This window comes from bacterium (assembly GCA_016703265.1).
GTDB lineage: Bacteria > Krumholzibacteriota > Krumholzibacteriia > LZORAL124-64-63 > LZORAL124-64-63 > CAINDZ01.
In genome coordinates this window covers 344056-369808 of sequence record JADJCK010000005.1, presented here as the reverse complement: position 1 = coordinate 369808, position 25753 = coordinate 344056, and the positions used below count along the sequence as shown (strand labels likewise).

Below are 25753 nucleotides of genomic sequence, written 5' to 3'. Positions count from 1 at the left end.
CGGACCGCGATCCCGGTGCGGATTCAACCACGCCGGATCCCGCGCGCGCCAGCGCGAATCACGGCGCCCGGGCTAGCGTATGCCCAGCAGTCGCAGCACGAGAGACGGCTGGCGTTGCGCCTGCGCGAGCATGGCCACGGCCATCTGCTGCAGGATCTGCGCGCTGGTCAGCTCGCTCATCTCGGCGGCGTAGTCGACGTCGCGGATGCGGCTGTCGGCGGCGGCAAGGTTCTCGTTCTGGTTCTGCAACATGCGGATCACGCTCTCGAGCCGGTTCTGCGAGGCGCCGAACGATGCGCGGCCGGAACTGACCCGCTGCAGGGCCTCTTCGATCGCCGACAGCGGCTGCTCCGCCCACGAGGCCGGATTGCCCGCGAGGCTCAGCGTATCGAGCCCCAGCGAAGCGGCGGTGTACGAGCCACCGAGATCCAGGCCGATGCCCGCGCCCGATCCCACCCGCACCTCAGCGCTGCCTCCGCTGCCGTCCAGCAGGTTGCGCCCGTTGAACTCCATGCTGACGGCGATGCGATCGATCTCGTCGACCAGTGCCTGGAACTCGGCGTCCAGGAAGCCGCGCTGCTCGTTGGTGACGGTGCCCGTCATCGCCTGCTGCGTCAGTTCGTTCAGGCGGATGAGGAGATCGGCCATCGACTCGAGCCCGCCGTCCGCCGTCTGCAGCAGCGAGATGCCATCGGCCGCATTGCGCGCGCCCACCTCGAGGGCCCGCATCTGCCCGCGCAGCCTTTCGGAGACGGCGAGCCCCGCCGGATCGTCGGCAGCCCGGTTGATGCGCAGGCCGCTGCTGAGCCGCTCCAGGGAGCGGTTCACGCGCGCGGTCGCGTTGGCGAGATGACGCTGCGCCGCCATCGCCGCCACATTGGTGCCGATCCTGAGGCCCATGCGGGCGCTTCCCCTCCTGGGAGCCGGCAACGGGGCCGGCAACGGGATCCTTCCCCCCAGGTTGTTATCGGCAGGAGGGGCGGGAAACTGTACCGTTCGCCTCGCCCACCCCTTGGCGCCGGTCAGCCGGCCAACGGCTGCCCGAAGGCGCCCCCGAACACGAATTCCGCCTGCGGCCGCCGCGCGCGGGGCGCCAGGTCGCGGGCCGCGAACTCGCCGACAGGCTCGCCGGCGTAGCCGATGGCCAGCCCCGTGAACGCCGCGAACCCTGCGGGAATGGCGAACACCTCCCGGGCCACCTCGGGCAGGATGCCCCCCATCTGGTGCACGCCCAGCCCGCGGGCGGCAGCTTCCAGCGTGAGCTGCGCCGACGCCAGGCCCAGGTCGTGCACGGCGGTCCGGTTCGGCTCGCCGGTGCGCGCCAGGTTCAGCGACACCACGCCCAGCGCGAGCACCGGCGCGTACAGCGCCCACTTGCGATTGCCTTCCACCAGGCACTCCAACAGGCGTGCGAAGTCGCGAGGGTCCTCGCGTGTGGCGACCAGGTAGCGCCACGGCTGTTCATTGAAGGCCGAGGGCGCCCAGCGCGCGGCCTCGAAGATCGCGCGGAGGTCGGTCGCCGGCACCGGCCGGTCAGCCCAGGTGTAGGGACTCCAGCGCGCGGCGACCGCATCCTGCACCGCGTGATCGAGACCGGGCTTCTTCGCTTCGTTCATGGCAGACATCCTTCGTCAATTCAGGTCGAAGAGCAGGAACTCGGCCTCGTCCAGGCCGGTGAACACCAGCCGCGACTCGTCGCTGATCGCGGCGCCGTCGCCCCCGGCCAGTTCCAGCCCGCTCATGTCCAGGCGCCCACGCACCACCTGCACCCAGGCGTGGCGGCCGGGCGCCGGCTCGTGCACCACCACCTGCCCCGGTCCGAGAATGCTCGCGTACAGGCGCGCGTCCGTGTGGATGCGCAGCGCGCCGTCGGCGCCGTCGGGGTCGACGATCAGGCGCAGCCGGCCCTGCTTCTCCTCGGCAGCGAAATACTTGTCCTCGTAGCCGGGATCGATGCCTTCCCGTGCCGGCCGCAGCCAGATCTGCAGCAGTCGCAGGTCGGTGTCGGGCGAATGGTTGAACTCGCTGTGCATCACGCCGCGCCCGGCGCTCATGCGCTGCACTTCGCCCGGGTAGAGAACCGAGCCGGTGCCCAGGCTGTCGCGGTGCTCGAGTTCGCCCTGCACCAGGTAGGTGACGATCTCCATGTCGCGGTGGCCATGCATGCCGAAGCCCTGCCCGGCCTTCACGATGTCGTCGTTGATCACGCGCAGTGTGCGGAAGCCCATGTGCGCCGGATCGTGGTAGTCGGCGAAGGAGAATGTATGCCACGTATCGAGCCAGCCGTGGTCGGCATGGCCGCGTTCGCTTGCCGGTCGTTTGCGGATCATGGGTTGCCTCCCCGGTTCGGGTCCGCCCCATGATAGTTGTTGCAACAGGTATTCGCCACCCGCCCGCGCTCCCCGCGGCGCCGGCCCCGTCGGGCGCCCGGTGGGAACGGCGAAGGGGCGCCGCGCGGCGCCCCTTCCCATCCACTGCGGGCTTCGGAACGCCCTAGAAACGGATCCCCATGTGCACGCCGACCATGTTCGCATCGCTGATCGCGTTGAAGCGGCCCTCGAAGAACATCTTCGGCGTGGCGTTGATGCCCGCGCCGAAGGCGATCGCCAGGTCGCTGCTGCTGTCGTCGAAGTCGGGGATGTCGGAGTCGTCGTAGTCGATATCAGCCATGCCGAACGCAAGACCGACGCCGCCCAGCAGGTACGCCGACGAGTTGTTCAGGTGGTACTGCCCGATGAACAGGATGGGGATCATGCTCCAGCTCACGTCGGCGCCCGGCATATCCTCGGTGGAGAACATCAGGTACGTGGCCTCCAGGCCGAAGGACGTGCTTTCCGAATGCGGGACCAGGACGCCGAGGCCGGCGCCGTAGCCGAGGCTGACGAAGTCGCCCCAGTCGCCCATCGGGAAGGTGGCCTCGACCTGGCCGTAGAACTGCTTGGCGTCGAAGTCGAGAGCGAGCGCCGGCGCCGCGGCGAAAGCGGCGAGTACGGCGAGGAACATGAGCTTGCGCATAGTTGTCTCCTTGTCGAGCGGTTGGGTGGCGGCGGTCCGCCTCACGGGCGACCCGGTCCGCCGGGCAGTGTGCCCCTGGCGAACGAACCGGTGAACTGTTCCCTCAAGTCGATAGCCGGACGCCACGATGGGCATCGCTGATGCTGCGGCATACTACTCACGCCGGGGCCGGACGCCAGGTGGATTGCCTACCAGCGGAAGCCCGTGGCTGCTGCCCGATCGCGGACGCCGGCGTAGACTGAACCGGCTTCTTCAACTGAGAGGAGAGGGATCGCCAACCGGTGCCCGCCGCCACCGGCGGTGTCTGCGGCCACGGTGGCCATCTTCCAGCGGCGATCGAAGGGCGAGGCGCCCCACGACACAACCTGGATCTTCGCATAGCGGGCGAGGCTGGTCTGGCGGCACCACCAGCCGCCGCGCGCACCGACGTGCTCCGCCATCAGGACATGGCCCAGCGAGCGGGCCTGACGCCCGCCCACGTACCACAGGAGCGCTGCCGCGGGAGCCGCGATGATCAGCGCCGTCATACGCAGCGCGGGGAATACCGCCAGCAGGGCCAGGACCGCACCGAGCCGGCGGAGCAGGTCGCGCCGCAGTCGCCAGGCCGCCTGCGGGGAAGCCGCGTGCCATTCCAGCTGCGACAGGGTGATGCCGGGATGAATCTCGGCCATCAGGCCATCGACCAGCGCCGAAGGCAGCGACGGAGCCAGCCACTCGCGGCCCGGACTGGCGTCCTTGTCGCCGCCGGCGGTCTGCACGCGCACCTCCACGCGATCGAACAGGCGCATCAGCGCCGCCTGCCGCACCGTGACCAGTTGCACACGCCCGAGCGGGATCGTCCCGTGGACGCGGGTGAAGAGTCCGCGCGAGGTGCGCAATTCGTCGCCCACGCGGGTCAGCGTGAAACCGTAGAGCTGGACCACGGCCCATCCCACCGAAAGCAGGCGGATCACGACCAGCGCCGCTCCTGCACCGCCCACGAGCACGGCCAGCAGCGCCGGGTCGGGATCGGTGAACAGCCTGCCGTCGTCATGGAGGCGCGAGAGGTACGCCTGGACCATGTCGGTCGGCTTCCCCAGGCTGCTGTCGAACAGGTTCGCCTCCCAGAGCGCGCCGAGGGCGGCGCCCAGCACAATGCCCCCGCGATTCTGCGTCAACCCGAACACGAGCAGGTCGCGCAGCCGCAGGCGCACCAGCTCGCGTGCTGCCGGCGCCGCCATGGCGCCCGGGGCGGATGCCTCGCCCTGGACCGTGCCGGTCCCTGCCTCAGTCCCCAGCCCGGCCCGTCGCTTGCCCTCGACGACGCGGCGCCGCACCTCCTCGGCATCAGCCAGTGCCAGCACCCGCAGGCGGGCTTCCTGTTCGCTGGCCCCGGCCGTCTCCACCCGCACGTCGGTGACGCCGAGTAGCCGGTGCAGCGGCCCCTGCACGGTCTCGATGTTGTGGACACGCGCGTAGCGCACATGCCGCACGTTGCGGAAGAGCAGGCCGGTCCGCACGATGAGCTCGTCGTCGGCCAGCTCGTACCAGGTGGTGAAATAGCGCCAGACCGAAAAGCCGGCGACAGGCAGGGAAAACCAGGCCACCCAGAGTTCCCACGGTGACTGGCGCGCCGTGAAGACGAGCGCAGCCAGGGGAAAGATCAGCCCGCGCAGTGCATCGCCGGCCATGAAGAGCAGGGACCACCGGTGCAGGCGGCGGCTAGACGACATCGTCGTCCGTCCCGGCCAGGAGCTGGTCGCGGATGGCCGTGGCGGTTTCGTGGGCCAGTCCAGCCAGGGCGACCTCGGCATTCTCGGTGCCGGCTGTGAAGACACGGAGTGTGGCCAGCCCGAAGCGGCGCTCAAGCGGGCCCTGCGAAACGTCGGTGTGCTGGATCCGCGAACGCGGGACGTGGCTCACCCGCCGCCACCAGACGCCGCGGCTGATCTCCAGCCCGTCACGGCCGTGGCGATAGGTCGTGTGGGCGTGCACGGCGGCGGGCCAACTCCAGGCCAGGGCGCCCGAAGCCGCGATGACCAGCACGACGACACCTGCGCACAGCAGGCGACCGGCGGGAGCCAGGCCGTCCGCGACCAGGAACACGATGGCCAGGGCCATCGACAACACCATCGCGATGATGCCGGTCGACACCGCGCCGACCATGCGACCGTGGGTCACGTGACGCGGGTCAAGCTGGAGGTAGTCGTTGCCCGGGGCCGGGGCAACAGCGGGCACAGACACGGTCGGCGGCACTTCGGCAGGCAGGTCGGCGCGGGTCATGGGGCCCTTTCCGGTCCGGTCAACCCAGGGGCGCCCGCCCCCGCGCGCGACACGCTTCGGCGGCAACGATGGCGGACAACCGCCCCACGGCAGCCTCCACCTCGTCGTTGACGACCCAGTAGGCGTAGTGGTCGGCCAGGCCGACCTCGTGCCGCGCGTTGCGCAGCCTCGTGGCGATGGCCTCCTCGCTCTCGGTGCCCCGCGAACGAAGCCGGCGCTCCAGTTCGTCCCAGGAGGGCGGGAACAGGAACACCGCTACGAGTTCGTCGCCGAACTGTTTCAGGACATTGAGCCCGCCCTGGACGTCGATATCCAGCACTGGGATCTTCCCGGCCCGCTCCATCTCCGCCAGGCGCGAGCGGCGCGTCCCGTAGCGGTGGAGGTGCACAGGGGCCCATTCGACGAAGGCATCCTCGGCGATCAGGCGGTCAAACGTCGCATCGTCGACGAAGTCGTACTCGCGGCCGTCGACCTCGCCGCCGCGGATGGGACGCGTGGTGGTCGACACCGAGAAGGCCAGGCGCGGCTCGCGCGCGAGCAACTCGTTGATCACGGTGCCCTTGCCCGCGCCCGAGGGGCCGGTGATCAGCAGGATCATGCCGCTACTCCAGGTTCTGGATCTGCTCGCGCAGCGACTCGACCTCGTCCTTCATCACGATCACGGCCTGCGTGATGTCCATCAGGTTGGTCTTGCTGCCCATGGTGTTGACCTCGCGATGCATCTCCTGCAGCAGGAAGTTGATCCGCTTGGCCACCTGGCCGCCCTCGGTGAAGGCGGCGCGGAAGTGCTCGATGTGGATGCCCAGCCGCTCGCATTCCTCGTTGATGTTGGAGCGGTCGGCAAGCAGCGCCACTTCCTGGGCCAGGCGCTGCGGCTCGAGCGGCTCGCTGAGCAGCTTCTCGAGGCGATCATTCAGCTTGCGCTGGATCTCGGCTGCAGCCAGCGGCGCCAGCTTGCGCACATCGGCCAGCTTCGCCTCGACGATGTCCAGCCGCCCGTTCATCTCGCGCACCAGTGCGGCGCCCTCGGCCTTCTTCATCTCCTGCAGGCCGCGGGCGGCCCCGGCCAGTGCCAGCATCAGCGCCGCCCGCGCATCCTCGGGCTCGAGATCAGGTTCCTCGACGCGGAACAGGTCCGGCAGCATCAACAGGTGCTTCAGCTTGACCGGTTCGGCGGGCTCGCCGGTGGCGCGCGACAGTTCGGCGGCCGCGGTCTGCACCATGCGGATGCCCTGCGCCAGCCGCTCGGGATCGGCACCCGAAGCCGCGCCGCCGCGGGCGATCTCGACCTGGACGCTCACCGACACGCGGCCGCGGGCGATGTTGTCCTTCAGGAAGTTGCGTACATCCAGTTCATAGGCCGCCAGCAGCGAGGGCAGCTTCAGGCTGACATCGAGGAAGCGGTGGTTCACCGAGCGGAACTCCACCGTGATGGTGATGGGCCCCGCCGTGCCCTCGCCCGTCCCGAATCCCGTCATGCTCAGCATGTCCACTGCCGACCCTCCGCGTTCGTGGCGCCCGTCACTCCTGCCCGTGCGCGAAGTGTAGGCGAGCCGCCGGATGCGGGCAAGGCGGCGTTGCCGCCCCTGCCGTCCTGCCGGCCCGGGAACCTGTGGCGCGGCAGCGGCGTACGATGCTAGAATGCCCCGTGCACAAGCCTGCCGCCCCCGATCCCAGGGAAAGGACCCCGAAATGACCCGTGGACGCTTCGCGCCTGTTCTCGCCGTCGCCACCCTGCTCTGCGCCGCCACCGCCGCCGCCCAGGGCGACTACGAACTGCAGTACCCGGTCGGCGTCCGCGCCGGCTACACGTCGTGGGAGAATGTCGGCCAGATGCACTTCGGCGCCCACGTCGCGATGGGCGAAGTCATGGAGAACATCTCGTTCACCCCGAACCTGGAGCTGGGACTGGGTGACAACCTCACCGTCGCCACGATCAACGGCGACCTCACCTGGTCGTTCAGCGAGATGACCACCGGTGCCTGGGGCCTGTACGCCGGCGGATCGCTGGGCCTCATCTGGGTCGACCCCGAACTGGGCGACGCGAACACCGACCTGGGACTCAGCGCACTGGCCGGCCTGACCCGCCACTTCGCCAACGGCCACGACGGCTTCTTCGAGGTGCGCGCGGGCCTGCTCGACAGCCCGGGCCTGAAGCTCACTGTCGGCTACAACCTCTTCTGACGATGGGCGCACCCGGCGCCTTCGCTGATGCCGCCGCGCTGGCCTCCAGGCTGGCGCGGTGGCGCGTTTGTTACGGTGGTCGCCCGCTCTTCCGCGCCGCCGCCGGTCCGCGCTGGGTGCGCCTGCACCTGGCCGGCGACGAGCATTTCTGCCTGCTGCTGACCACCGTACCGGGCGCCACGCAGCTGGTGGGCCTGCACGGTCGCCTGCCCGAGGCCCTGACCGCGGCGCTGCCCGCCGAGCGCGACCATCCCCTGCCGGCTGCCCTCGCCGGTACTACGCTCACCGGACTGGCCGCCCTGCCGAACGAGCGGGTGGCCTGTCTCCGCTTCACTCGCCCGGACGGTTCGCCGCTGCACCTGCTGCACCAGCTCTTCGGTTCGCCCGGCAACACCGTGCTGCTCGACGGCGGCAGCCGCTGCCTGTGGGCGGCGCATCGCCCGCCGAACGCCCTGCTGGCGGTGGCGCCGGGGCGTGGCATCTACGCCGAGGCGGCGCGCGCCCCAGGTGAAGCATCCGGAGTCGGCGAACCGCCGGACGACGACGAGGCCGAATCCGACGCCGCGCTGGGGCACCTCGCCGCAACGCTGGCCGAAGAGCTGCTTGGTCGCGCCACGGTGGCGCTGGACCGGCGGCTGCGCGCGGCAAGCCGCCTTTGCGAGCGCCGGACTGCCGATCTCGCCGGCGCCGGCGCCGGCGATGAACACCGCCGGCGCGCCGAAGCCCTGGCCGCCAGCCTGCACACCATCCGGCAGGGTGCATCCTCGTGCGAAGTCACCGACCCGCGCGACGGTGCCCGCGTGACCATCGAACTGGACCCGGCGCAGGGTCCGGCAGCCAACCTGGCGGCGCTGTTCCACCGCGCACGCAAGGCCGATCGCGGCCGCGAAGTGATCGCGGCCAAACTGTCCGAGGCGCAGGCCGAAACGGACGCTCTGCGCTCGGCACTGGACGGACTGGCTGCCCTGCCGGCTTGCGCCGGTGGCCTGCAGAAGCTGGCCGCCCTGCAGGAGTGGCTGGCGGGGCGCTCCGACCTTGCCCGCGACGGCGGCAGCCGGGCCGGGGCCGCCCGCCGCAGCGGCGCCGATGAGGAGCCCTCGCGCCCGTTCCGCCGCTATCTCATCGACGGCCGGTGGGAAGTCTGGGTGGGCCGCAGCAGCCGCGAGAACGACGAACTGACGCACGGCGCCGCGCACAGCCGCGACCTGTGGCTGCACGTCCACGGCGCCACCGGCAGCCACGTGGTCATCCGCACCGGCGGGCGGCCCGAACTGGTGCCGCGCGGCGCGCTCGAGAAGGCGGCCGCCCTGGCCGCGCTGCACAGCAAGGCGCGCAACGCGTCGCTGGTGCCCGTGGTGTGGACCGAGAAGCGGTACGTTCGCAAGCCGCGCAAGTCGCCGCCGGGACTGGCGGTCACGTTGCAGGCTCAGACGGTGATGGTGGCGCCGGGAATCGCTGCCGGTGTGGAGCCGGCGTAGGCGGCAGATTCAGTCCGCTCCACGCCTGATGCGGGCCAGGTCACCCGAGTGCCCCAGGAAGATATCCAGCAGTTCCGGATCGAAGTGCTTGCCGCGTTCCGCCTGCATCGTCTTCGCGGTCTCCTCGTGCGTCCACGCATCCTTGTAGACGCGGCGGCTGGTCAGGGCGTCGTAGACGTCGGCAATGGCTACGATGCGTGCCGACAACGGGATCTCGCGGCCCTTCAGCCCGGCCGGATAGCCGGTGCCGTCCCACTTCTCGTGGTGGCAGCGCGCCACCTCGGCGCCCATCGAGATCATCGCGTAACGGCCGTAGTCGTTGATCAGGCCCTCGAGCAGCTCGGCGCCGATCTCGGTGTGGGAGCGCATCACCGCGAACTCGGGTTCGGTCAGTTTGCCCGGCTTCAGGAGGATGGCGTCGGGAATCCCGACCTTCCCCACATCGTGCAGGGCGGCCGCGCGGGCGATGGTGTCGACGAACTGGGGCGTGGCTTCGGGGTAGGCCGGCCGGTCCGCCAGCAGGCCGGCCAGGAAGCCGGCGTAGGCACACATGCGGTGCAGGTGCTCGCGGATGTGCGTGTCGCGGATCTCGGCGAGAAGAGCCATGCCGCGGATCACGGCGTCGCGGCTGCGGCTCAGCTCGTTCACCAACCGGATGTTCTCGAGCGAGTAGGACATCTGGTCGACGAGCATGGTGCACATGCCGAGCTCGGTCGCCGTGAAGGCCGCGGGCTTCCGGCTGCCGAAGTCGAAAACCCCGACCGGGCCGCGGAACGAGATGATCGGCAGCGCCACGGCGCTGGCGACACCTGCGGCCAGCGGCTGCAGGCCCTCGAGCCCGGCCACGTCCGCCACGTGGACCAGGTATTCCTCGCTGAAGGCCTGGGCATGCATGCTGCCGGACTCGCGCACCGGCACGCGCAGGCCCGGCTGCAGGCCGCGATAGCCGTCGGCCGCGCGCAGAACGAGCTCGTCGGTCGCACGGTCCACCAGGAACAGGGCGCAGGCATCGCAGCCGATCACGCGGCGCGCGCCGGCCACGACATCGGCATAGGAGGCCTCGTCCACCGGCATGCAGACCAGGCGCGCGTTGAACGCCTGCAGCGCGCGCAGGCGATCCACATGCACGCCCGCATCACCATCGGCTGCCGGGTCAGGCAGGCCGGGGCGTGTCAGCGTGGGATATCCGGTATCGTCGGCCATCGGTTCCCTGGTGTTCCTGCGGCCCCCGCGGGCCGTCTGCGTAAGGGATGCCCTGACGGGGCGTTGATCGGCCATCGGCGCCCCGACTTGACCGATTTCGCCGGCCTAACTCAGCGCAGGCGCTCGATTTCCTCGACCAGAACCCGTTCCAGATCGGCCTTGTCGATGTTGCGGTGCAGTTCGCCCTTGCGGTAGATGGCCACCTTGGTGCGCCCGGCGGCAATGCCCAGGTCGGCGGTCTTCGCCTCGCCCGGGCCGTTGACGATGCAGCCCATCACCGAAATGACCCGGTCGGGCGGCAGGTCCTTCGCCAGTTCCTCGACGCGCGTGGCCAGGGCCACGACATCGACCTCGACCCGGCCGCAGGTCGGGCAGGCCACCACGCGGGCATAGCCCTCGCGCAGGCCGAGCGCCTGCAGCATGTGGAAGGCCGCCTTGATCTCGTAGACCGGGTCATCGGCCAGGCTGATGCGCACCGTGTCGCCGATCCCCTCGCCCAGCAGCACCGACATCGCGGCGACCGACAGGGAGGTACCGGCCAGCAGCGTGCCCGCTTCGGTCACGCCCAGGTGCTGCGGCACGTCGCACTGCGCGGAGAAACGACGGCAGGCCTCGACAACCTCGGCCGGCGTGCTGCTCTTGAGGCTGACGGCCACATCGGAAAATCCGAACGCGGCCAGGGCCTCGATCTCGTCCAGGCCGCTCTGCACCAGCGCCCCGGCAGGGTCGCGTTTCACCAGCTCGTCGTAGCGACGATGCAGGCTGCCGCGGTTGACCCCGACACGGATCGGCACGCCGCAATCCTGCGCCGCACGGGCCACCTCGCGCACGTGGTCGCGCGAGCCGATGTTGCCGGGATTGATGCGCAGCTTGGCCACGCCCGCCTTCAGGGCTGCGAGCGCCATCGTGTGGTCGTAGTGGATGTCGGCGATAAGCGGCAGGTTCGCCTCGCGCACCAGCTGCGGCATGGCTTCGGCGGCCGCCTGGTCGTTCACCGTCACCCGCACGTACTCGGCGCCGGCCGAGGCCAGCTCGCGAATCTGCTCGAGAGTCGCCTGCACGTCGCCGGTGCGCGTCGTGGTCATGCTCTGCACGCGCACCGGGGCGCCGCCGCCCATGGGTACGCCGCCCACGTTGATCTGCCGCGTCGGCCGCCGCGGCGCGCACACGGGGCGCGGCGCCACGCGGCGGGGGTCCAGGTTCTGGGGCTCGTTCATGTCTGCCCATCCGCAAGGGCCGGACCGGCGCGGCGCAGGTCGCCGTCGCGCTCGGTCACGCCCGACTGGTCAAGGTATTCGAGCATCGGGATCCCGAGCTTGCGCGTCAGTCCGCTCAACTCTCGGAAACCGCTGAAGGTCAGTTCCGGTTCGCGCGCGAAATGGGCCCGCAGCTTCGCCACAAGGGCCGCGCGCGCGCCGGCCGCGACAAGGTAGTCGCCGGCGACCGGCACCGCCCGCCCGTGATCGACCAGCCAGCGGGCCACCTCGGCCGGCTTGAAATCCTTCAGGGCGGCATCGGCGGCCGCCCGCTGGAAGGTCGGCGAGCCGGCCGCCCAGTGGTCCAGACGCGGCCACTCCAGGCCGAGAGCGTCCAGTTCGGCCACCACCTGGTCGACGGCGTTCTGAAGGCGCACGTTCAGCTTCGGTCCCTCGGGCGAGGCCGCAATACGGTCACCGACCACGACCCAGTTCCCGGGCGCCGCCAGCGCCGAGCAGACGGCGTTCCACTCGTTGGCGCCGCCGGTGAACTCGCAGCGCCGCCGCGCCTCCTCCTTGGAGATGCCCAGGCGCAACGGGAAGCGCCGCGCATGGTCCTGCACCTGCTCGCCGACCGCGACGGCCAGTTGTGCCAGGACGCTGCGGTGGTAGACGCGCGCACCCACCGCCTGCAACAGCGGGTGGTCCGCCCAGGTGCCGGCCGCTTCGGGAGCCAGCCCCGCCGTGCCCGCATCGGCCAGCTTCTTGAGGAAGAGCTCCTCGGGCGAGCCCGTCTCGAGGACCGCCAGCTGCGCCAGCACCTCGTCGTCGAAGCGCTTGTGCAGCGCCGGCGCTGCATCGAGCACGACGCCGCCGGCCACGCTCACCAGCGGCGAGTAGAACCGCAGCACCAGGCGGTCGCCGTACGCGGCCACCAGTTCGTCCTCCAGGTGCAGCTGCGCCAGCGCCGTACGGACGCCGCCCGCCTTCGCGGCCGTCTCGCCGCCCAGTTCCTGCACATCGAGCAACACGATGCGTGCGAGTACTTCGCGCCCGGCGTGGTGCACATGCAGGCGCTGGCGGTTCTTGATGGCGCGGCGGCAATGCTTCATCAGGTCCAGCCGGATGTCGAGGCGCTTCGTCGTCGCCGCCGCACGCGGAGCCACGACCTGCTGCCCGCGCTCCATGTCGTCGCGCTTGACCCCGTGCAGCGCAAGAGCCAGACGCTGGCCCGAGGCGCCGCGCGGTGCCGCGTGCCCGTGCACCTGCACTTCGCGCACGCGGACGGGCAGGGCGCCCGGCTCGACCAGCAGCTTGTCGCCCTCGCCGACGGCGCCGCTCCAGCACGTGCCCGTCACCACGACGCCGGCGCCGGGCATGGTGAACACGCGATCGACCGGCAGTCGGAACAGGCCCTGCTCGGCGCGCTGCGGCAACGCGAGGGCCTCGGCCTTGAGGGCGGCGCGCAAGTCATCCAGCCCCGTACCCTTGTGGGCCGAGACCGCGATGATGGGCTTTCCTTCAAGGAAGGTGCCGGCCACGAGGTCGGCAGCCTCTTCGGTCACGACGCCGACAAAATCCTCGTCGACCATGTCCGTCTTGGTGACCACGACCAGCCCGCTGCGCACGCGCAGCGCATCGAGGATTTCCAGGTGCTCGATGGTCTGCGGCATCACGCCCTCGTCGGCGGCAATCACGAGGAAGGCGAGATCCACGCCCCCGGCGCCCGAGACCATCTGCTTGACGAACTTCTCGTGCCCCGGCATGTCGACCACGCCCAGGTGCACGCCGTCGCCCAGGTCCAGCTCGGCAAAGCCCAGCTCGATGCTGATGCCCCGCTCCTGCTCTTCCTTCAGGCGGTCGGTGTTGGTGCCCGTCAGGGCCGTGACCAGGGCGGTCTTGCCGTGGTCGACGTGCCCGGCGGCGCCGAGGATGAAATGGCGGCTCTGGTCGGTCATGGGCCTGCGGGGGGTTCGGATGTGGAAGGACGCGCCGGGCCGGATGGCCCATAGGCCAACTATACACGCCGGGACGGGTCCGGCGCCACCGGCAGGCAGGCCAGCCCGGGCTAGAAGGGGATCGAGACGCCGACACCGTCGGGCAGGACCACGGCCTGGGCGCGACCCGGCAGGAAGCCCGCCCCGGCCACGATGTCGCCGCAGGCCAGCCCCAGCGCGGCCCCGGCCAGGACGTCCGACTGGAAGTGGCGGAATGCCTCCATGCGCCCCAGCCCCGTGGCCGAGGCCAGCAGCAACCGCCGGCACGGCCGCCTTCCATCCGAAATGGTGCGCCAACACCGGCACGACGCTGAACGCGACCGCCGTGTGCCCCGAGGGGAATGAATGGGGTCCCCCGGAAGGCCGGCGCCGGCTGAACGCCACCTTGGCCGCCCACACGGTGCCGCTGCTCATCAGGAAGGTCTCACAGAGATCGCCGCCGACGGCGGCCGTCTTCCCGTCACCACCCAGTCGACCGGCCGCCAGCACACCCAGCGACAGGCCGCCGATGACCAGGCCGTCGCCGTAGATGTTGCCCAGATCCGCGAAGGTGTCGAGCGACGAACCGTCGAGCAGGCGTTGCGCCGCCTGCGGGCTCTCCTCGTCGTGGGACCAGACCGAGACCAGGCCCCCGGCGGCGAGGATGATCGCCGGGCGCAGCAGGCCGCCGTGGCTGTGGCTGGTGCCTTGCGGCGGGCTGGGCGCAGGCGCGTCGTCGGCGCTGGCAGGTGCGGCCCATATCAGGCCCAGGGCCAGGAGCGCAGCGCCGAACTTCAGGCGGCACCCTGCACTTCCGGTCTTGCGATTCAGCAACGGCACGCGCAACCCCCATCGGTGGGCGTCAGGACGACAATCTGTCTTCAACAGGATGTTCGGCCGCCGGTTCCCGGACCTGACCGCAAGATAGCCCGGCGTCAGTCCGCTGATACACTGCCAGCACCGGCCGCGACCATGGCAACCGGACGTTCGTGCGCAAACCCGTGGCACCGGTTGCACAGCGTGGTGAGGTTCTCGGCCCGGTTGGTGCCACCCCGTGATCGCGGCGTGACGTGATGCAATTCCAGGAACCGCGTAGAGCCACAACCCGGCGTTGTGCAGCGATAACGGTCGCGCGCAAGCACCGCAGCGCGAATCTTCGGAGGGATCGTTGCGCGGTTCGGGCCATTCGCAACCCGTACCCGCGCGTCGCAACCGAGCGCCGCAACTTGCGCCGGCGCAAGTGGCAGCTCGCCGCGCTGCGTAACAGCCGCGGCCGCGGCGCAATCCGGGCATTGCTGCACAACGACCTGGACCGCAGGTGCAGCGGACGCGCACCGGTCGGCGACCTCCGCATCATCAGCGTGCCCCACCAGCGCCTCGAACCGCGCCACCTGCAGCGCATCACCGCGAAGGGTGATCGTGAACGGGATTGCACCGGTCGCGGGAACTTGCGCCGGCGCAAGTGGCGAGGTCCCGCAGTCGAGAGCGAGTTGCCGATTCATGGCAGAACCATTCCGCTGCCGATCCCGCGCGGCCAGCCGCACTTCCGCCCGCACCGCGGCCACCTCGCGCGCCAGTTCGCGCCTGCCCGACGTTGCGGCCTTCGCCACCCACGCGGCCTGTGTCTGCGGCGTTGCCACCCGCGCCACCTGCTGTGCCTTCGTCCAGCCCACCTCACCGGTGGCCACCGCCTCGCGCAGCACGGGCAACCGGTCAAGGTCGTCGGCCAACCGTTTGAACTGCCAATAGCGGTTGGCCGAGAAGCCGAGTGCCTGCGTCGCGTAGGTCTCGAGCGGGGCGAAGCCGAGTTCGCGGAACAGCGCGCACCGCTGGACCTCGGCGAACCAGATCACGGCGCACTCGCGAGCACGGTCGCAGGCGCGGAGCGCCTCGCGCAGGGCTGAATCGACGCGGGCGGCGGGCTGTTCAGGGGAAAACGCAGGCAGAACGATGGCGTGCGACATCGCGGGATTCCCTTCGCGGTGGTGATCGGGAGGAGCATTCAAGATACGTCAAAAATCGGCTAATCGCAAGCTATAAAACATTTTATAACGCAGAAACTGCGCTCATCGCTGCCGTCCCACCGGTTGCGCGGGCTTTCAACGGTACCATTGGCCGCCCACTCCCCGAACGCCAGCGACGAGCGCCCACCCTACGACGAAACCCTCTCGATCCGCGCCCCCAGCACAGCCAACCGCTGCTCGATCCGCTCGTACCCGCGATCGATGTGGTACACGCGGTTCACGGTCGTCGTGCCCTCGGCCGCCACGCCCGCCAGCACCAGGGCCGCCGAGGCGCGCAGGTCGCTGGCCATCACCGGCGCTCCCTGGAGCTTCTCCACGCCGAAGATCGTGGCGCGCGCGCCGTCGACACGGATGTCCGCGCCCAGCCGCTGCATCTCGGCCACGTGGGTGAAGCGGTCGGCGTAGATGCCCTCGCTGATGAAGCTGGTGCCGTCGGCCACGGCGCAGACGGCCATCAGCTGGGCCTGCATGTCGGTGGGGAAGCCCGGGTAGGGCCGCGTGATGATCTCGGTGGCCACCGGTCGGCCGTCGGCGGCGATGGTCAGCGTGTCGCCGTCCTCGGTGATGTCGCAGCCCATCTCGCGCAGCACGGCGGTGATGGGTCCCACATGGGTGGTGTCGACACCGGTCAGGCGCACCCGGCCGCCCGCCAGGGCCACGCCGGCCATGAACGTGCCGGCCTCGATGCGGTCGGCGATCACCGACTGCTGCAGCGGCTTCAGCGTGACCGGCCCCTGGATGCGGAGCGTCGCGGTGCCGATGCCCTCGATAACGGCGCCGGCGTCGCGCAGCCCGATCGCCAGCTGCGTCACTTCGGGCTCGACGGCGCAGTTCTCCAGCACCGTCTCGCCGCGCGCCAGTACCGCGGCCATCAGCACGTTGCAGGTGCCGCCCACCGACACCGGCTCGAACCGGAAGCGGCCGCCGTGCAGCCCCCCGCGCGGCACGCGCGCGTGGATGTAGCCGCGATCCAGCGCGATCTCGGCGCCGAGGGCGGCCAGGCCCTCCAGGTGCAGGTTCACCGGGCGCGGCCCCCAGGCGCAGCCACCGGGCAGCGACACGCGTGCCTCGCCCTGGAAGGCCAGCAGCGGCCCCAGCACGTAGATGCTCGCGCGCATCTTGCGCACGAGGTCGTAGGAAGCCTCGCGACCCTCGGCCTCGGCGGTGTTGATCCGCAGTTCGCTGCCGACCAGCGAACAGGTGGCGCCCAGGCCCTCGAGGATGGTCATGAAGAAGCGCACGTCGTGCAGGTCGGGCACGTTCTCGATGACCGTCGTGCCCCGGCCCAGCAGCGCCGCAGCCATCAGCGGCAGCACCGCGTTCTTGGCGCCGCCCACGGCCAGCTCGCCCTCCAGGCGGGTGGGTCCCTCGATGACGAACCTATCCATCGTTCTCCTCCGGCCGGCCGACGCGCGCGGTCACCACGCGGTCGTGTCCGGCATAGTCCTGGCTCACGGTCACGTCCAGGCCGCCGGAGGCAGCCAGGATCCCTCTCACGGCCTCGCCCTGGTCCGACCCGATCTCGAGCGCCACACAGCCGCCCGGGCGCAGCCAGTCGGCCATGGCCGAGGCGATGGCGCGGTAGAACTTCAGCCCGTCGGGCCCGCCGTCGAGCGCGGCCTGCGGGTCATGGTCGCGCACCTCGACCGGCAGTCCGGGCAGGTCGTCGCTGCGGATATACGGAGGGTTGCTCACCAGCAGGTCGACCTGGCCGCGCAGCGTGGCGGGCAACGGATCGAAGCGCGAGCCGAGCTCGGCATGGATGCGCGCGCCGGCGCCCAGCGCGCGGGCATTGCGCAGCGTGAGTTCCACCGCGCGCGGATTCACGTCGCTGGCGTGCACCTGCAGGCGCGGCAGCTCCAGGGCCAGCGAGACGCCGATGGCGCCGCTGCCGCATCCGATCTCGACCGCCACCGGCGTACGGTCGCCGCGCCGCAGCGGCTCCAGCAGGCGCACGCACGCTTCGACCAACCGCTCCGTCTCGGGCCGGGGGATGAAGACGCCGGGCTCCATCTTGAACGGACGCGAGTAGAACTCGGTCTCGCCCAGGATCTGCTGCAGGGGTTCGCCGGCGGCGCGGCGGCGCACCAGTTCGCGGTAGCGCGCCAGTTCGGGGCCCAGCACGGGACGGTCGTGCTGGCAGAACAGCTCCAGGCGGGTCATGCCCAGCACGTCGGCCAGCAGGCGTTCGGCGTTGAGGCGCGCCGAGGTGACGCCCTTCTCGCCGAGCCAGGCGCCGGTAAGGTCCAGCAGCTCGCGGACGGTGCGGTTGGCTGCGGTGCTCGTCATCGGGACTCCGCTCCGCGGCTCATTCCTTGCGGGTCGCTGCCAGCGCCTCTTCGCGCCGGTGCGTGAGGATCGCCTCGACCACCTCGTCGAGCTCGCCGTTCATGATCGCGTCGAGGTTGTGCACGGTCAGCCCGATGCGATGGTCCGTGAAGCGGCTCTGCGGGAAGTTGTAGGTGCGGATCTTGGCCGAGCGGTCGCCGGTGCCGACCTGGCTCTTGCGCGCGGCGGCCTCGGCCGCCTCCTGCTCCATGATCGCGCGTTCGAGCAGGCGCGAACGCAGCACGCCCAGGGCCTTGGCCTTGTTCTTGTGCTGCGATTTCTCGTCCTGGCACTGCACGACCAGGCCCGTGGGCACGTGCGTGATGCGCACGGCGCTGTCGGTGGTGTTCACCGACTGGCCGCCGGGCCCGCTGGCGCGGAAGACGTCGATGCGCAGCTCGTTCTCGTCGATGTGCACGTCCACTTCCTCGGCCTCGGGCAGCACGGCCACGGTCACAGCCGAGGTGTGGATGCGGCCCTGGCTCTCGGTGGCCGGCACGCGCTGCACGCGGTGCACGCCGCTTTCCCAGCGCAGCACGCCGAAGGCGCCGTCGCCGCGCACGGCATAGATCACCTCGCGGAAGCCGCCCTGGGAGCCCGCGGTGGCATCGATCAGCTCGGTCTTCCAGCGCCGCGTCTCGGCATAGCGCAGGTACATGCGGGCGATCTCCTCGGCGAACAGCGCCGCCTCGTCGCCGCCCGTGCCGGCGCGGATCTCGAGGATCGCATCGCGGTCGTCGTTGGGATCGTGGGGCAGCAGGGCCGCCTCGAGCGCCGCGGCGGCCTTCTCCAGCGCGGGCTCGAGCCCGGCCAGTTCGTCGCGCACCATCGCCACCATGTCCGGGTCCTTCTCGGACTTCAGCAGCGCGTGGTTGTCGTTCACCTGCTGGTCCAGTGCCAGCCAGGCCTCGCCGGCCTCCAGCTGCTTGCGCACGCGGGCATGGTCGCGGGCGTTCTTGCGGTATTCTTCCTGGTTCTTGAGCGCGTCGGGCGCCGAGAGCCGCCCCGAGAGATCGTCATAGCGTTCGCGCAGGGACAGGACATTCTTCTTCAAGCGGCGCCCCCTCCGGCGGCCGTCGCGTTCGCCTGGGCCACCGACGGCAGATCGTAGTACACGCGCTCACGGAAGTCATCGGCCTCGGGGGTCAGCACCGCCTTCAGGGCGGACATGGCCACCGTCAACTGGTCGTCGTCGGGGCGCTTCGTCGTGATCCGCTGCAGCAGCAGGCCCGGCATGATGAACGGCTTGAGCAGCCACAGGCGGCAGTACTTGCCCGAGAGCTTGATGGCTTCGTAGGCCAGGCCGCCGATCAGCGGCACGAAGGCCAGGCGCTCCAGACGGTCGCCCACCGTCTGCGGACGGCCCAGGAAACTGAAGACGACGATCGAGATAAGCATCACGAAGAACAGGAAGCTGGTCCCGCAGCGCGGGTGCAGCGTCGTGAAGGGGCGGGCGCCGTCGGCATCGAGCGACTTGCCGTTCTCGAAGGCGTGGATGCTCATGTGCTCGGCCCCGTGGTACTGGAACACGCGCGCCATGTCCTTCAGGCGGCTGACCAGCCACAGGTAGGCCACGAACATCACCACGCGCACCACGCCGTCCACGGCGTTCCAGGCGATGCTCCCGGAATCCTCGCCGACCATCAGGTCCGTCAGCAGGATGGGCAGGTAGAAGAACAGGCCCAGGCTCAGCACGAAGCTGAACGCCACCGTGCCCCACGTCATCGCCGTGTCGCGCCACGAACTCTTGCGCTCGTCGAGGCGCTCCTCGCTGGCGGCCTGGTCGGCCGAGAACATCAGCGCGTCAATACCCACGATCATGCTCTCGACCAGATGCAGCCCGCCGCGGATGATCGGTACGTTCAGGAACGGCAACCGCCTCACGACGCTGCGGAAGGGCTTCTTGCGGATGACGATGCGGTGGTCCGGCGTGCGCACGGCCATCGCCAGGTACTGCGGGCTGCGCATCATCACGCCCTCGATCAGGGCCTGGCCACCCACGGCCAGGTCCATCTGGCGGGCTTCCTCGGCGCCGGTGCCGGACGCCCCGCCGGCGGCAGCCTCATCCGGCGTTTCCAGTTCGTTGCCGGGCGCGGCCGCTACGGCCAGGGCCGCCTGCAGGAATCTCGGCAGCATCGTCACGCTCCTGTGGGGCCGCCCGTCGGGGGCCGGTCCGATGTGAAAAAGGGCACCGGGCAATCTACCCGGCGCCCTGTCGGATTCGCAACCCCGGCCGGGCCGGGTGAACACCGCCACGCGACGAAAACTACTTCTTCTGGCCGTAGCTGGCGTCGGCGTACCGCTTGCGGAAACGCTCCACGCGGCCCGCGGTGTCGATGATCTTCTGCTGGCCCGTGAAGAACGGGTGGCATGCCGCGCAGATTTCGACGTTGAGCTTGTCCTTGGTGGAGCGCGTCTTGATCACGTTGCCGCACAGGCAGGTGATGGTGCAGTCCACGTACTTGGGATGGATGTTGTCTTTCATAGCTCCCGCTGCCTTTGCGCCGGCCGGCGCCCCCGGCCTTGTTGGCCTTGGCACCGTGATCGTCTGTTGAGGGGAAAAAGAAATAAGGAAACGTACGGTATGCAAGGGAATTCTGGTCCAGGAGCCCCCGGGGTTTCCCGGGGGCCCTGAAAAGGCGGAATCAGGCGTTCATGGCGCCCAGGAATTGCTGGTTGTCCTTGGTTTTGCTCAACTTATCGATCAGGAACTCCATGGCCTCGGTCGGATTGTAGTCCGACAGGTATTTCCGCAGGACCCAGATCTTGGCCAGGTCCTTCGGGTCCAGGAGCAGGTCTTCCTTGCGGGTGCCCGACTTGAAGATGTCCACGGCGGGGTAGACGCGCCGGTCGGCGATCTTCCGATCCAGGACCAGCTCCATGTTGCCGGTGCCCTTGAACTCCTCGAAGATGACCTCGTCCATGCGGCTGCCGGTCTCGATCAGGGCCGTGGCGATGATGGTCAGCGAGCCGCCGTCCTCGATGTTGCGCGCCGCGCCGAAGAAGCGCTTGGGCTTCTGCAGGGCGTTCGAGTCCACGCCGCCCGAAAGGATCTTGCCCGAGTGGGGCACCACGGCGTTGTGGGCGCGCGCCAGGCGGGTGATCGAGTCCAGCAGGATCACCACGTCCATCCCGTTCTCGACCAGCCGACGCGACTTCGCCAGCACCATGTTGGCCACCTGGACGTGGCGCTCGGCGGGCTCGTCGAAGGTCGAACTGACGACCTCGCCCTTCACCGAGCGGGCCATGTCCGTGACCTCTTCCGGGCGCTCGTCGATCAGCAGGACGATCAGGTGCACCTCGGGATGATTGGTCGTGATGGCGTTGGCGATCTTCTGCAGGATGACGGTCTTGCCGGCGCGCGGCGGCGACACGATGAGCCCGCGCTGCCCCTTGCCGATGGGCGCCATCAGGTTGATCAGGCGCGTGGTCATGTTCTTGGGGTCGTGCTCGAGGTTCAGCATCTGCTCCGGGTACAGCGGAGTCAGGTTGTCGAAGAGCGTGACCTTCTTGGCCTTGTCCGGGTCCTTGTAGTTGACCGACTCGACCTTCAGCAACGCGAAATAGCGCTCGTTGTCCTTCGGCGGCCGCACCTGGCCGCTGATGGTATCGCCGGTCTTCAGGTCGAATTTCTTGATCTGTGACGGCGACAGGTAGATATCGTCCGGACCGGGCAGGTAGTTGTACTTCGCCGATCGCAGGAACCCGTAGCCCTCCGCCAGAACCTGCAGGACGCCCTCGGCGTAGATCAGGCCGTTCTTCTCGGTCTGTCCCTCGAGGATCTTGAAGATCAACTCGCTCTTGCGCAGCGTGCTGAGCGCCTCGATGTTCATGCCACGGGCCACTTCCACGAGCTCGTGGATGTTCATCTCCTGCAATTCCTTGATATCCATGTCTCTCCTCGAACCGGACGGTTCGCGACGGTGTGGAAGCGGGACGGCGTGCGGCGATGCGGTCAGCCCCGGACCCGGCGTGCCTGATGGCGCGCGGGCCGGCCCCTGCTTCGGGCCTGAAGGACCCGCTTCGGGTATGAAGACCCGCTTCGGGCGTGAAGAATCCTCTGGGTTCCAGGATGTGGGCCATGGGCCCGGTCAGGCAGATGTGCTCTTGGGCCACCCCATCATAGCACGATCCGGGCCTGAAAGTGAAAAATCCATTCTGCCGCGTGGCCGGCGCCCGGCCTCAGGGGCCGGGCGCCGCCTCGCCAACTACTGAGGCGAGCCCCCCGACAGGAGCTGCTCGTAAGTCTTGAAGTTGGTCTCTGACGCCGTGAAATCGCCCAGTTCGAGCTGCGCCATGCTCAGGTACAGGAAGCCCTGCGGGTTGGCGACGAACTGGTTGGTCATGGCGCCGCCGATCTCGACGGCGCGCCGGAACATCGCATTCGCCTTATCGGTCAGCTCCTGCTTGCGCACAGGATCGACTTCGGCCGTCGCCTCGTCCTTCGTGAACTTGCCGTAGTTGTAGTAGGTGCGCAGGCGGGCGAGCATGGTCCCGTCGGTCGGGAAGGTCTCGAGATTGGCTGCCCGGTCGAGGGCCGAGATCGCGTCGTCGAAGCGCCCGATGTCCGCCCGTGCGTACCAGGTACCGGCGCTGGTCAACATGGCGATGTTGTCGCCGTCGTTGGCGGCGTCCGTGTCCTTCTCGAACAGATCCACGATTCTGACATAGAAATCGGCCGCGCGCGCGTAGTCCTGCTGGTCGACGGCCAGGCTGGCCACCTGCAGCAGCAGGCCGGTTTCCTCACCGTGCGCCGCCAGCAGGTCCGTGTAGATACGGGCGGCGTCCTCGGTGCGGCCCAGCGTGGCCAGCACGTAGGCCTTGTCCAGCTGCAGCGAATAGGCGCTCGGGTTCGCGACCAGGACCTGGTCCAGCAGCGTGAGGGCCTCGTCCAGCAGCGCCGTCTTCTGTTCCTCGAACTCGCCGGATTCGGCCATCTGGATCTTCATGCGGGCGATGCTCTTGACCGGTGTCAGGGAGTCGGGCAGGGCGGCGTAGGCCAGCCGCATGTGCCCCTCGGCCTGCTCATAGTACTTGCCGTCCCAGTCGACCTTGGCCTGGCGCAGGCGCTGCGTGTAGTTGTAGTTCAGCGAGGTCGTCACCTGCTCGGTCCACTCCTCCGCATTCAACTCGACCGCGCGGCGATACGACTTGTAGGCCAGATCGTAGTTCTTCAGCGCCTCGGGGAAGTCGTCCTTGGACACGGCTTCCTCGGCCAGGTGGCTGTGCGCCTCGCCCAGGTAGTAGAAGGCGTCGGGTTCATCCTGCGTGAACTCGAAGCCCTCGTGGATGACCTTGACGGCCTTGTCGTAGTTCTGCTCGTCGATGTACAGGATCGCACTCGTCGTGTGGGCCGATCGGCAACCGGCAAGACCGCCGAGCGCCATCGCGACCACAAGACCCGTGAGCAGCAGGACGCGCGCGGCAGGCCGTGCGCTCGAGACCGTGCGGGACAGTTCGGTTCCGGTCATCAAGGCGGTTCCCCCTCGGGAATGTCTGAGCAGCGGCCAGGATCCTGAGTGTGATGGGCCCTGGCGGAGGTGGGGATACGGGCCGCGGCGGCTGGAGGCGCCGGGCCGCCGAGGCGCGCAGAAGCGGCCTTATTCGTTGGTAATAGATATGAAACCTGCCAACCGGCTGTCAACCGCTTTATTCCCCCCGGCGCCGGTGTCCACGTTCACCGCCGGGCCCGCCGTCTTCGCCGTCCAGGTCGCCGGGTCCTTCGGGCCCTCTCTGCCCCCCGGGCCCTCCCGGCCCGCCGGGGCGGCCCGAGCGCCAGGGATCGAGCGGCAGCAGTTCCAGGTAGCGCGCCCGCTGCGGCGGGGTCATCACCGCGAACTCCTGCATGAGGAATTCCTGGGCGAGAGAATCGAGTTCGGCCTGGGCGTGACGCAGCCCGACCAGCGCGGACCGCACACCCTCAGTGTCGAAACCGCCGGCGTCAGCCGCTTCGCGAACGCGCAGGCGAGCGGTTTCGATCCGTTCGCGATGCTCGCGCACCACCGGTCCGTTGGCGACCTGGAGCTGCTGGAGCCGTTCGGCCTGCGCAGGCTCCAGGTCCAGCACGGTCGACAGTCGTTCCAAACGATGGTGCATCATGCGCCGCCAGGCCGCCGAATCGTCGGGGGCCGGCCGTTCGCGCCACGCCCGCCCGGAAGCGGGCAGGCGCCGTTCGGGTTCGCGGAGGTTCTTAAGCACGACCCAGCCCAGGCCCAGGTTCAGGCCCAGCGAAACGAGCAGGAACAGGCGCAGCAGCCGGTTCATTTGGTACCTCCCTGCGCCTCGGCGCTTGCCTGCACATCGTCGGTTCCGGCCAGGGCTAGCCAGGTGTCGGCCAGGCCGCCGCTGCTTTCGTCGTGCCATGAGGATTCCTCGAGCCAGACGGCAGCGAGGCCGCTGTCATCGTCGGCCACCGCCTTCGCGGGTCCGGACAGGCTGCCGGTCAGGCGGCCGCACAGCACGCCGATGGCAACCGTTGCCACGGCCAGCGACATGCGGGTGGCGGGACTGCGCCCGAAGAACCAGCCCGCGGTGTCGCGTCCGAAGGTGCGCGCGCGAACGGCCGGCCAGATGGCAGGTACCCTTCCCGGTCCAGCCTCCGCAGCCGATACGGCCGCCACTTCGAGCAGCGCCCAGTCCGCACGGGCTTCCGCCGCCTCGCGACGGCAGTCCGCGCAGACCTCCAGGTGCGCCGCCAGCGTCGCGGCTTCGGCCGCCTCCAGTTCGCCGCCCAGCCAGGCGGCCAATCTGTCGGTCACGTGCTTCATGGTGTCTCTCCCCTTCGCGCCAGGTCGGTCCGCAGCCCGGCCAACGCTCTCTGGATCAGCGATTCCACCCCGGGCAGGGAGGTTCCCATGGCGTCGGCCACTTCCGCGTAGCGCAAGCCCTGGAACCGGTGCAGCACCAGCGCCTGGCGCTGCCTCTCGGGCAGCCTGGCGATGGCCGCCCGCACCACCTGCGCCGTCTGTTCGGCTTCGATGCCGCGGTCGGCCGACGGCAGCGACGAGGCCACGTCGTGCTTTTCCGTGTCCAGCGGCAGCCATTTCAACAGTCGCCGACGGCGGTGCCGGCTGCGTGCCAGGTTGCCGGCAATGCGCAACAGCCAGCTCCGGAAGCGACCTTCGGCGCGATAGTTTCCCGCCTGCCGGAACACGCGCACGAACGTCTCCTGGGCCAGGTCCTCCCGCGTCGTCGCGCGAGCCGGTCATGTGGATGAGGAACGCGAGCACATCGCGCTGCCAGCGGTCGACGAGGAGGCGGAAGGCCGCCTCCTCTCCCGCCGCCGTGCGGGCCATGAGCTCGTCATCATCCCACTGCGGCCGCTGTTCCGACACGCCGTTCACGGCCTTTCGTCAGTCCGCGTCCCGTTCCTGGTGCCAGCGCGGTCCGCGCGGACCCTGTCCCGGGCCGCCACGGCCGGGACCATTGCCGTCGCATGCCGGCGCCTCGCAGCCGGGCCCACCGCGTCCACCGCGTCCACCGCGCATGTGCCCGGCGCGCGGGCCACCGCGCTCGCCGCGGCCGCCGCGTTCGCCTTCGAGGCCCCACTGCGGCAGGCGCTCACGCTGTTCCTCGGTCAACAGTGCGCGGACCGCCAGGCGATCGGACAGCCGGCCGGACTGCAGCTTCGTGCGCACGTCACCCAGGCGGGACACGATCGCGAGGGCGGCCTTCTCCGAGGGCTCATCCTTCATCATCTCGCCCTTCAGGTCGTGCCGCAGCTGGCGCAGCTGCTTGCGGAGCGGCAGGTCGCGCGCGCGGCCGGCCTCGTGGATCTTCGCGACGGCATCCTGCTGCCCTTCCGTCAGGCCGAGCCGGCGGCCCATGCGTCCCTCGAAGCGGCCGCCGCCGGGGCCGAAGTCATCATCATCGTCGGCGGCGATCGCAGGCATCGCGTCGCGGTCTTGCGATTCGTCGTGCTGGGCCGGGACAGGGCCTGCGCCCAGGGCCAGGATCGCCAGGATGGCCGCCAGGCCAAGACGGCGGGCGGTGATGGGATTCGTGTTCATGGTTCCTGCCTCTGGAGGTTGCCGCCCCCCGGGGGGGCGTGAGTGTCTGGATCGCCGGGATCAATGCATGCGAGCAGC

The 25753-nt window shown here is 69.7% G+C and carries 26 protein-coding genes; 2 read left to right on the top strand and 24 right to left on the bottom strand.

What is annotated here, in order from left to right; translation table 11 throughout:
• Nucleotides 1-72: 72 nt before the first annotated feature.
• From IPG61_11210 to IPG61_11175, 8 genes are all read right to left on the bottom strand, one after another.
• Nucleotides 73-900, bottom strand: coding sequence for a flagellin FliC (locus IPG61_11210; GenBank protein ID MBK6734638.1), 828 nt, complete (start codon nt 898-900; stop codon nt 73-75).
• Between the two features lie 122 nt (nt 901-1022).
• On the bottom strand, nt 1023-1616 hold the full coding sequence (locus tag IPG61_11205) for a nitroreductase family protein (protein ID MBK6734637.1): 594 nt from the start codon (nt 1614-1616) through the stop codon (nt 1023-1025).
• 15 nt (nt 1617-1631) lie between these two features.
• A complete protein-coding gene (locus tag IPG61_11200) occupies nt 1632-2330 on the bottom strand; it encodes a pirin family protein (GenBank protein ID MBK6734636.1) in 699 nt (232 codons plus the stop codon).
• Between the two features lie 163 nt (nt 2331-2493).
• A complete protein-coding gene (locus tag IPG61_11195; GenBank protein ID MBK6734635.1) occupies nt 2494-3015 on the bottom strand; it encodes an outer membrane beta-barrel protein in 522 nt (173 codons plus the stop codon).
• Nucleotides 3016-3203: 188 nt separating this feature from the next.
• A complete protein-coding gene (locus IPG61_11190; protein MBK6734634.1) occupies nt 3204-4727 on the bottom strand; it encodes a PH domain-containing protein in 1524 nt (507 codons plus the stop codon).
• Complete coding sequence (locus IPG61_11185; protein ID MBK6734633.1) at nt 4717-5277, bottom strand: PH domain-containing protein; 561 nt, start codon at nt 5275-5277, stop codon at nt 4717-4719. Before IPG61_11185 ends, IPG61_11190 begins: the two co-directional genes overlap by 11 nt.
• A 19-nt stretch (nt 5278-5296) precedes the next feature.
• A complete protein-coding gene (gene gmk, locus IPG61_11180) occupies nt 5297-5875 on the bottom strand; it encodes a guanylate kinase (protein MBK6734632.1) in 579 nt (192 codons plus the stop codon).
• Between the two features lie 4 nt (nt 5876-5879).
• Nucleotides 5880-6770 (bottom strand): YicC family protein, encoded by an 891-nt coding sequence (locus tag IPG61_11175; protein ID MBK6734631.1) that lies wholly within the window; start codon nt 6768-6770, stop codon nt 5880-5882.
• 199 nt (nt 6771-6969) lie between these two features.
• Between IPG61_11175 and IPG61_11170 the strand changes: the two genes are divergently transcribed.
• The gene (locus tag IPG61_11170; GenBank protein ID MBK6734630.1) at nt 6970-7461 is read left to right on the top strand and encodes a hypothetical protein; all 492 of its coding nucleotides are present in this window, start codon (nt 6970-6972) and stop codon (nt 7459-7461) included.
• Between the two features lie 2 nt (nt 7462-7463).
• A complete protein-coding gene (locus IPG61_11165) occupies nt 7464-8939 on the top strand; it encodes a DUF814 domain-containing protein (GenBank protein MBK6734629.1) in 1476 nt (491 codons plus the stop codon).
• Nucleotides 8940-8948: 9 nt separating this feature from the next.
• On the opposite strand, the gene IPG61_11160 is transcribed toward IPG61_11165, so the two are convergent.
• From IPG61_11160 to IPG61_11085, 16 genes are all read right to left on the bottom strand, one after another.
• Nucleotides 8949-10142 carry an HD domain-containing protein gene (locus IPG61_11160; GenBank protein MBK6734628.1) on the bottom strand — a complete coding sequence of 398 codons (1194 nt, stop codon included), beginning with the start codon at nt 10140-10142 and terminating at the stop codon, nt 8949-8951.
• Nucleotides 10143-10252: 110 nt separating this feature from the next.
• Nucleotides 10253-11359, bottom strand: coding sequence for a flavodoxin-dependent (E)-4-hydroxy-3-methylbut-2-enyl-diphosphate synthase (gene ispG / locus IPG61_11155; GenBank protein MBK6734627.1), 1107 nt, complete (start codon nt 11357-11359; stop codon nt 10253-10255).
• Entirely contained in the window at nt 11356-13296 is a 1941-nt protein-coding gene (selB, locus tag IPG61_11150; protein ID MBK6734626.1) for a selenocysteine-specific translation elongation factor, read from the bottom strand. Before selB ends, ispG begins: the two co-directional genes overlap by 4 nt.
• Before the next feature lie 110 nt (nt 13297-13406).
• Nucleotides 13407-13559, bottom strand: coding sequence for a hypothetical protein (locus tag IPG61_11145; protein ID MBK6734625.1), 153 nt, complete (start codon nt 13557-13559; stop codon nt 13407-13409).
• A gap of 690 nt (nt 13560-14249) precedes the next feature.
• A complete protein-coding gene (locus IPG61_11140; GenBank protein ID MBK6734624.1) occupies nt 14250-15278 on the bottom strand; it encodes an HNH endonuclease in 1029 nt (342 codons plus the stop codon).
• A 188-nt stretch (nt 15279-15466) separates the two neighbouring features.
• A complete protein-coding gene (murA, locus tag IPG61_11135; protein MBK6734623.1) occupies nt 15467-16726 on the bottom strand; it encodes a UDP-N-acetylglucosamine 1-carboxyvinyltransferase in 1260 nt (419 codons plus the stop codon).
• Nucleotides 16719-17627 (bottom strand): peptide chain release factor N(5)-glutamine methyltransferase, encoded by a 909-nt coding sequence (gene prmC, locus IPG61_11130; GenBank protein MBK6734622.1) that lies wholly within the window; start codon nt 17625-17627, stop codon nt 16719-16721. The genes murA and prmC overlap by 8 nt, the downstream gene beginning before the upstream one ends.
• Before the next feature lie 19 nt (nt 17628-17646).
• Nucleotides 17647-18720, bottom strand: a complete 1074-nt coding sequence (gene prfA, locus IPG61_11125) for a peptide chain release factor 1 (GenBank protein ID MBK6734621.1) — start codon at nt 18718-18720, stop codon at nt 17647-17649.
• Nucleotides 18717-19802: a DUF1385 domain-containing protein gene (locus IPG61_11120; GenBank protein MBK6734620.1), complete on the bottom strand. Its 1086-nt coding sequence runs from the start codon at nt 19800-19802 to the stop codon at nt 18717-18719. Before IPG61_11120 ends, prfA begins: the two co-directional genes overlap by 4 nt.
• Before the next feature lie 130 nt (nt 19803-19932).
• Nucleotides 19933-20151 (bottom strand): 50S ribosomal protein L31, encoded by a 219-nt coding sequence (gene rpmE / locus IPG61_11115; GenBank protein ID MBK6734619.1) that lies wholly within the window; start codon nt 20149-20151, stop codon nt 19933-19935.
• Nucleotides 20152-20311: 160 nt separating this feature from the next.
• Nucleotides 20312-21559, bottom strand: a complete 1248-nt coding sequence (rho, locus tag IPG61_11110; protein ID MBK6734618.1) for a transcription termination factor Rho — start codon at nt 21557-21559, stop codon at nt 20312-20314.
• A 315-nt stretch (nt 21560-21874) separates the two neighbouring features.
• Nucleotides 21875-23140: a hypothetical protein gene (locus IPG61_11105; GenBank protein MBK6734617.1), complete on the bottom strand. Its 1266-nt coding sequence runs from the start codon at nt 23138-23140 to the stop codon at nt 21875-21877.
• 175 nt (nt 23141-23315) lie between these two features.
• On the bottom strand, nt 23316-23930 hold the full coding sequence (locus tag IPG61_11100) for a periplasmic heavy metal sensor (GenBank protein MBK6734616.1): 615 nt from the start codon (nt 23928-23930) through the stop codon (nt 23316-23318).
• Nucleotides 23927-24433, bottom strand: a complete 507-nt coding sequence (locus IPG61_11095; GenBank protein ID MBK6734615.1) for a zf-HC2 domain-containing protein — start codon at nt 24431-24433, stop codon at nt 23927-23929. The genes IPG61_11100 and IPG61_11095 overlap by 4 nt, the downstream gene beginning before the upstream one ends.
• Nucleotides 24430-24825: an RNA polymerase sigma factor gene (locus tag IPG61_11090; protein ID MBK6734614.1), complete on the bottom strand. Its 396-nt coding sequence runs from the start codon at nt 24823-24825 to the stop codon at nt 24430-24432. The genes IPG61_11095 and IPG61_11090 overlap by 4 nt, the downstream gene beginning before the upstream one ends.
• 193 nt (nt 24826-25018) lie before the next feature.
• Entirely contained in the window at nt 25019-25675 is a 657-nt protein-coding gene (locus IPG61_11085; GenBank protein ID MBK6734613.1) for a Spy/CpxP family protein refolding chaperone, read from the bottom strand.
• Nucleotides 25676-25753: the final 78 nt, after the last annotated feature.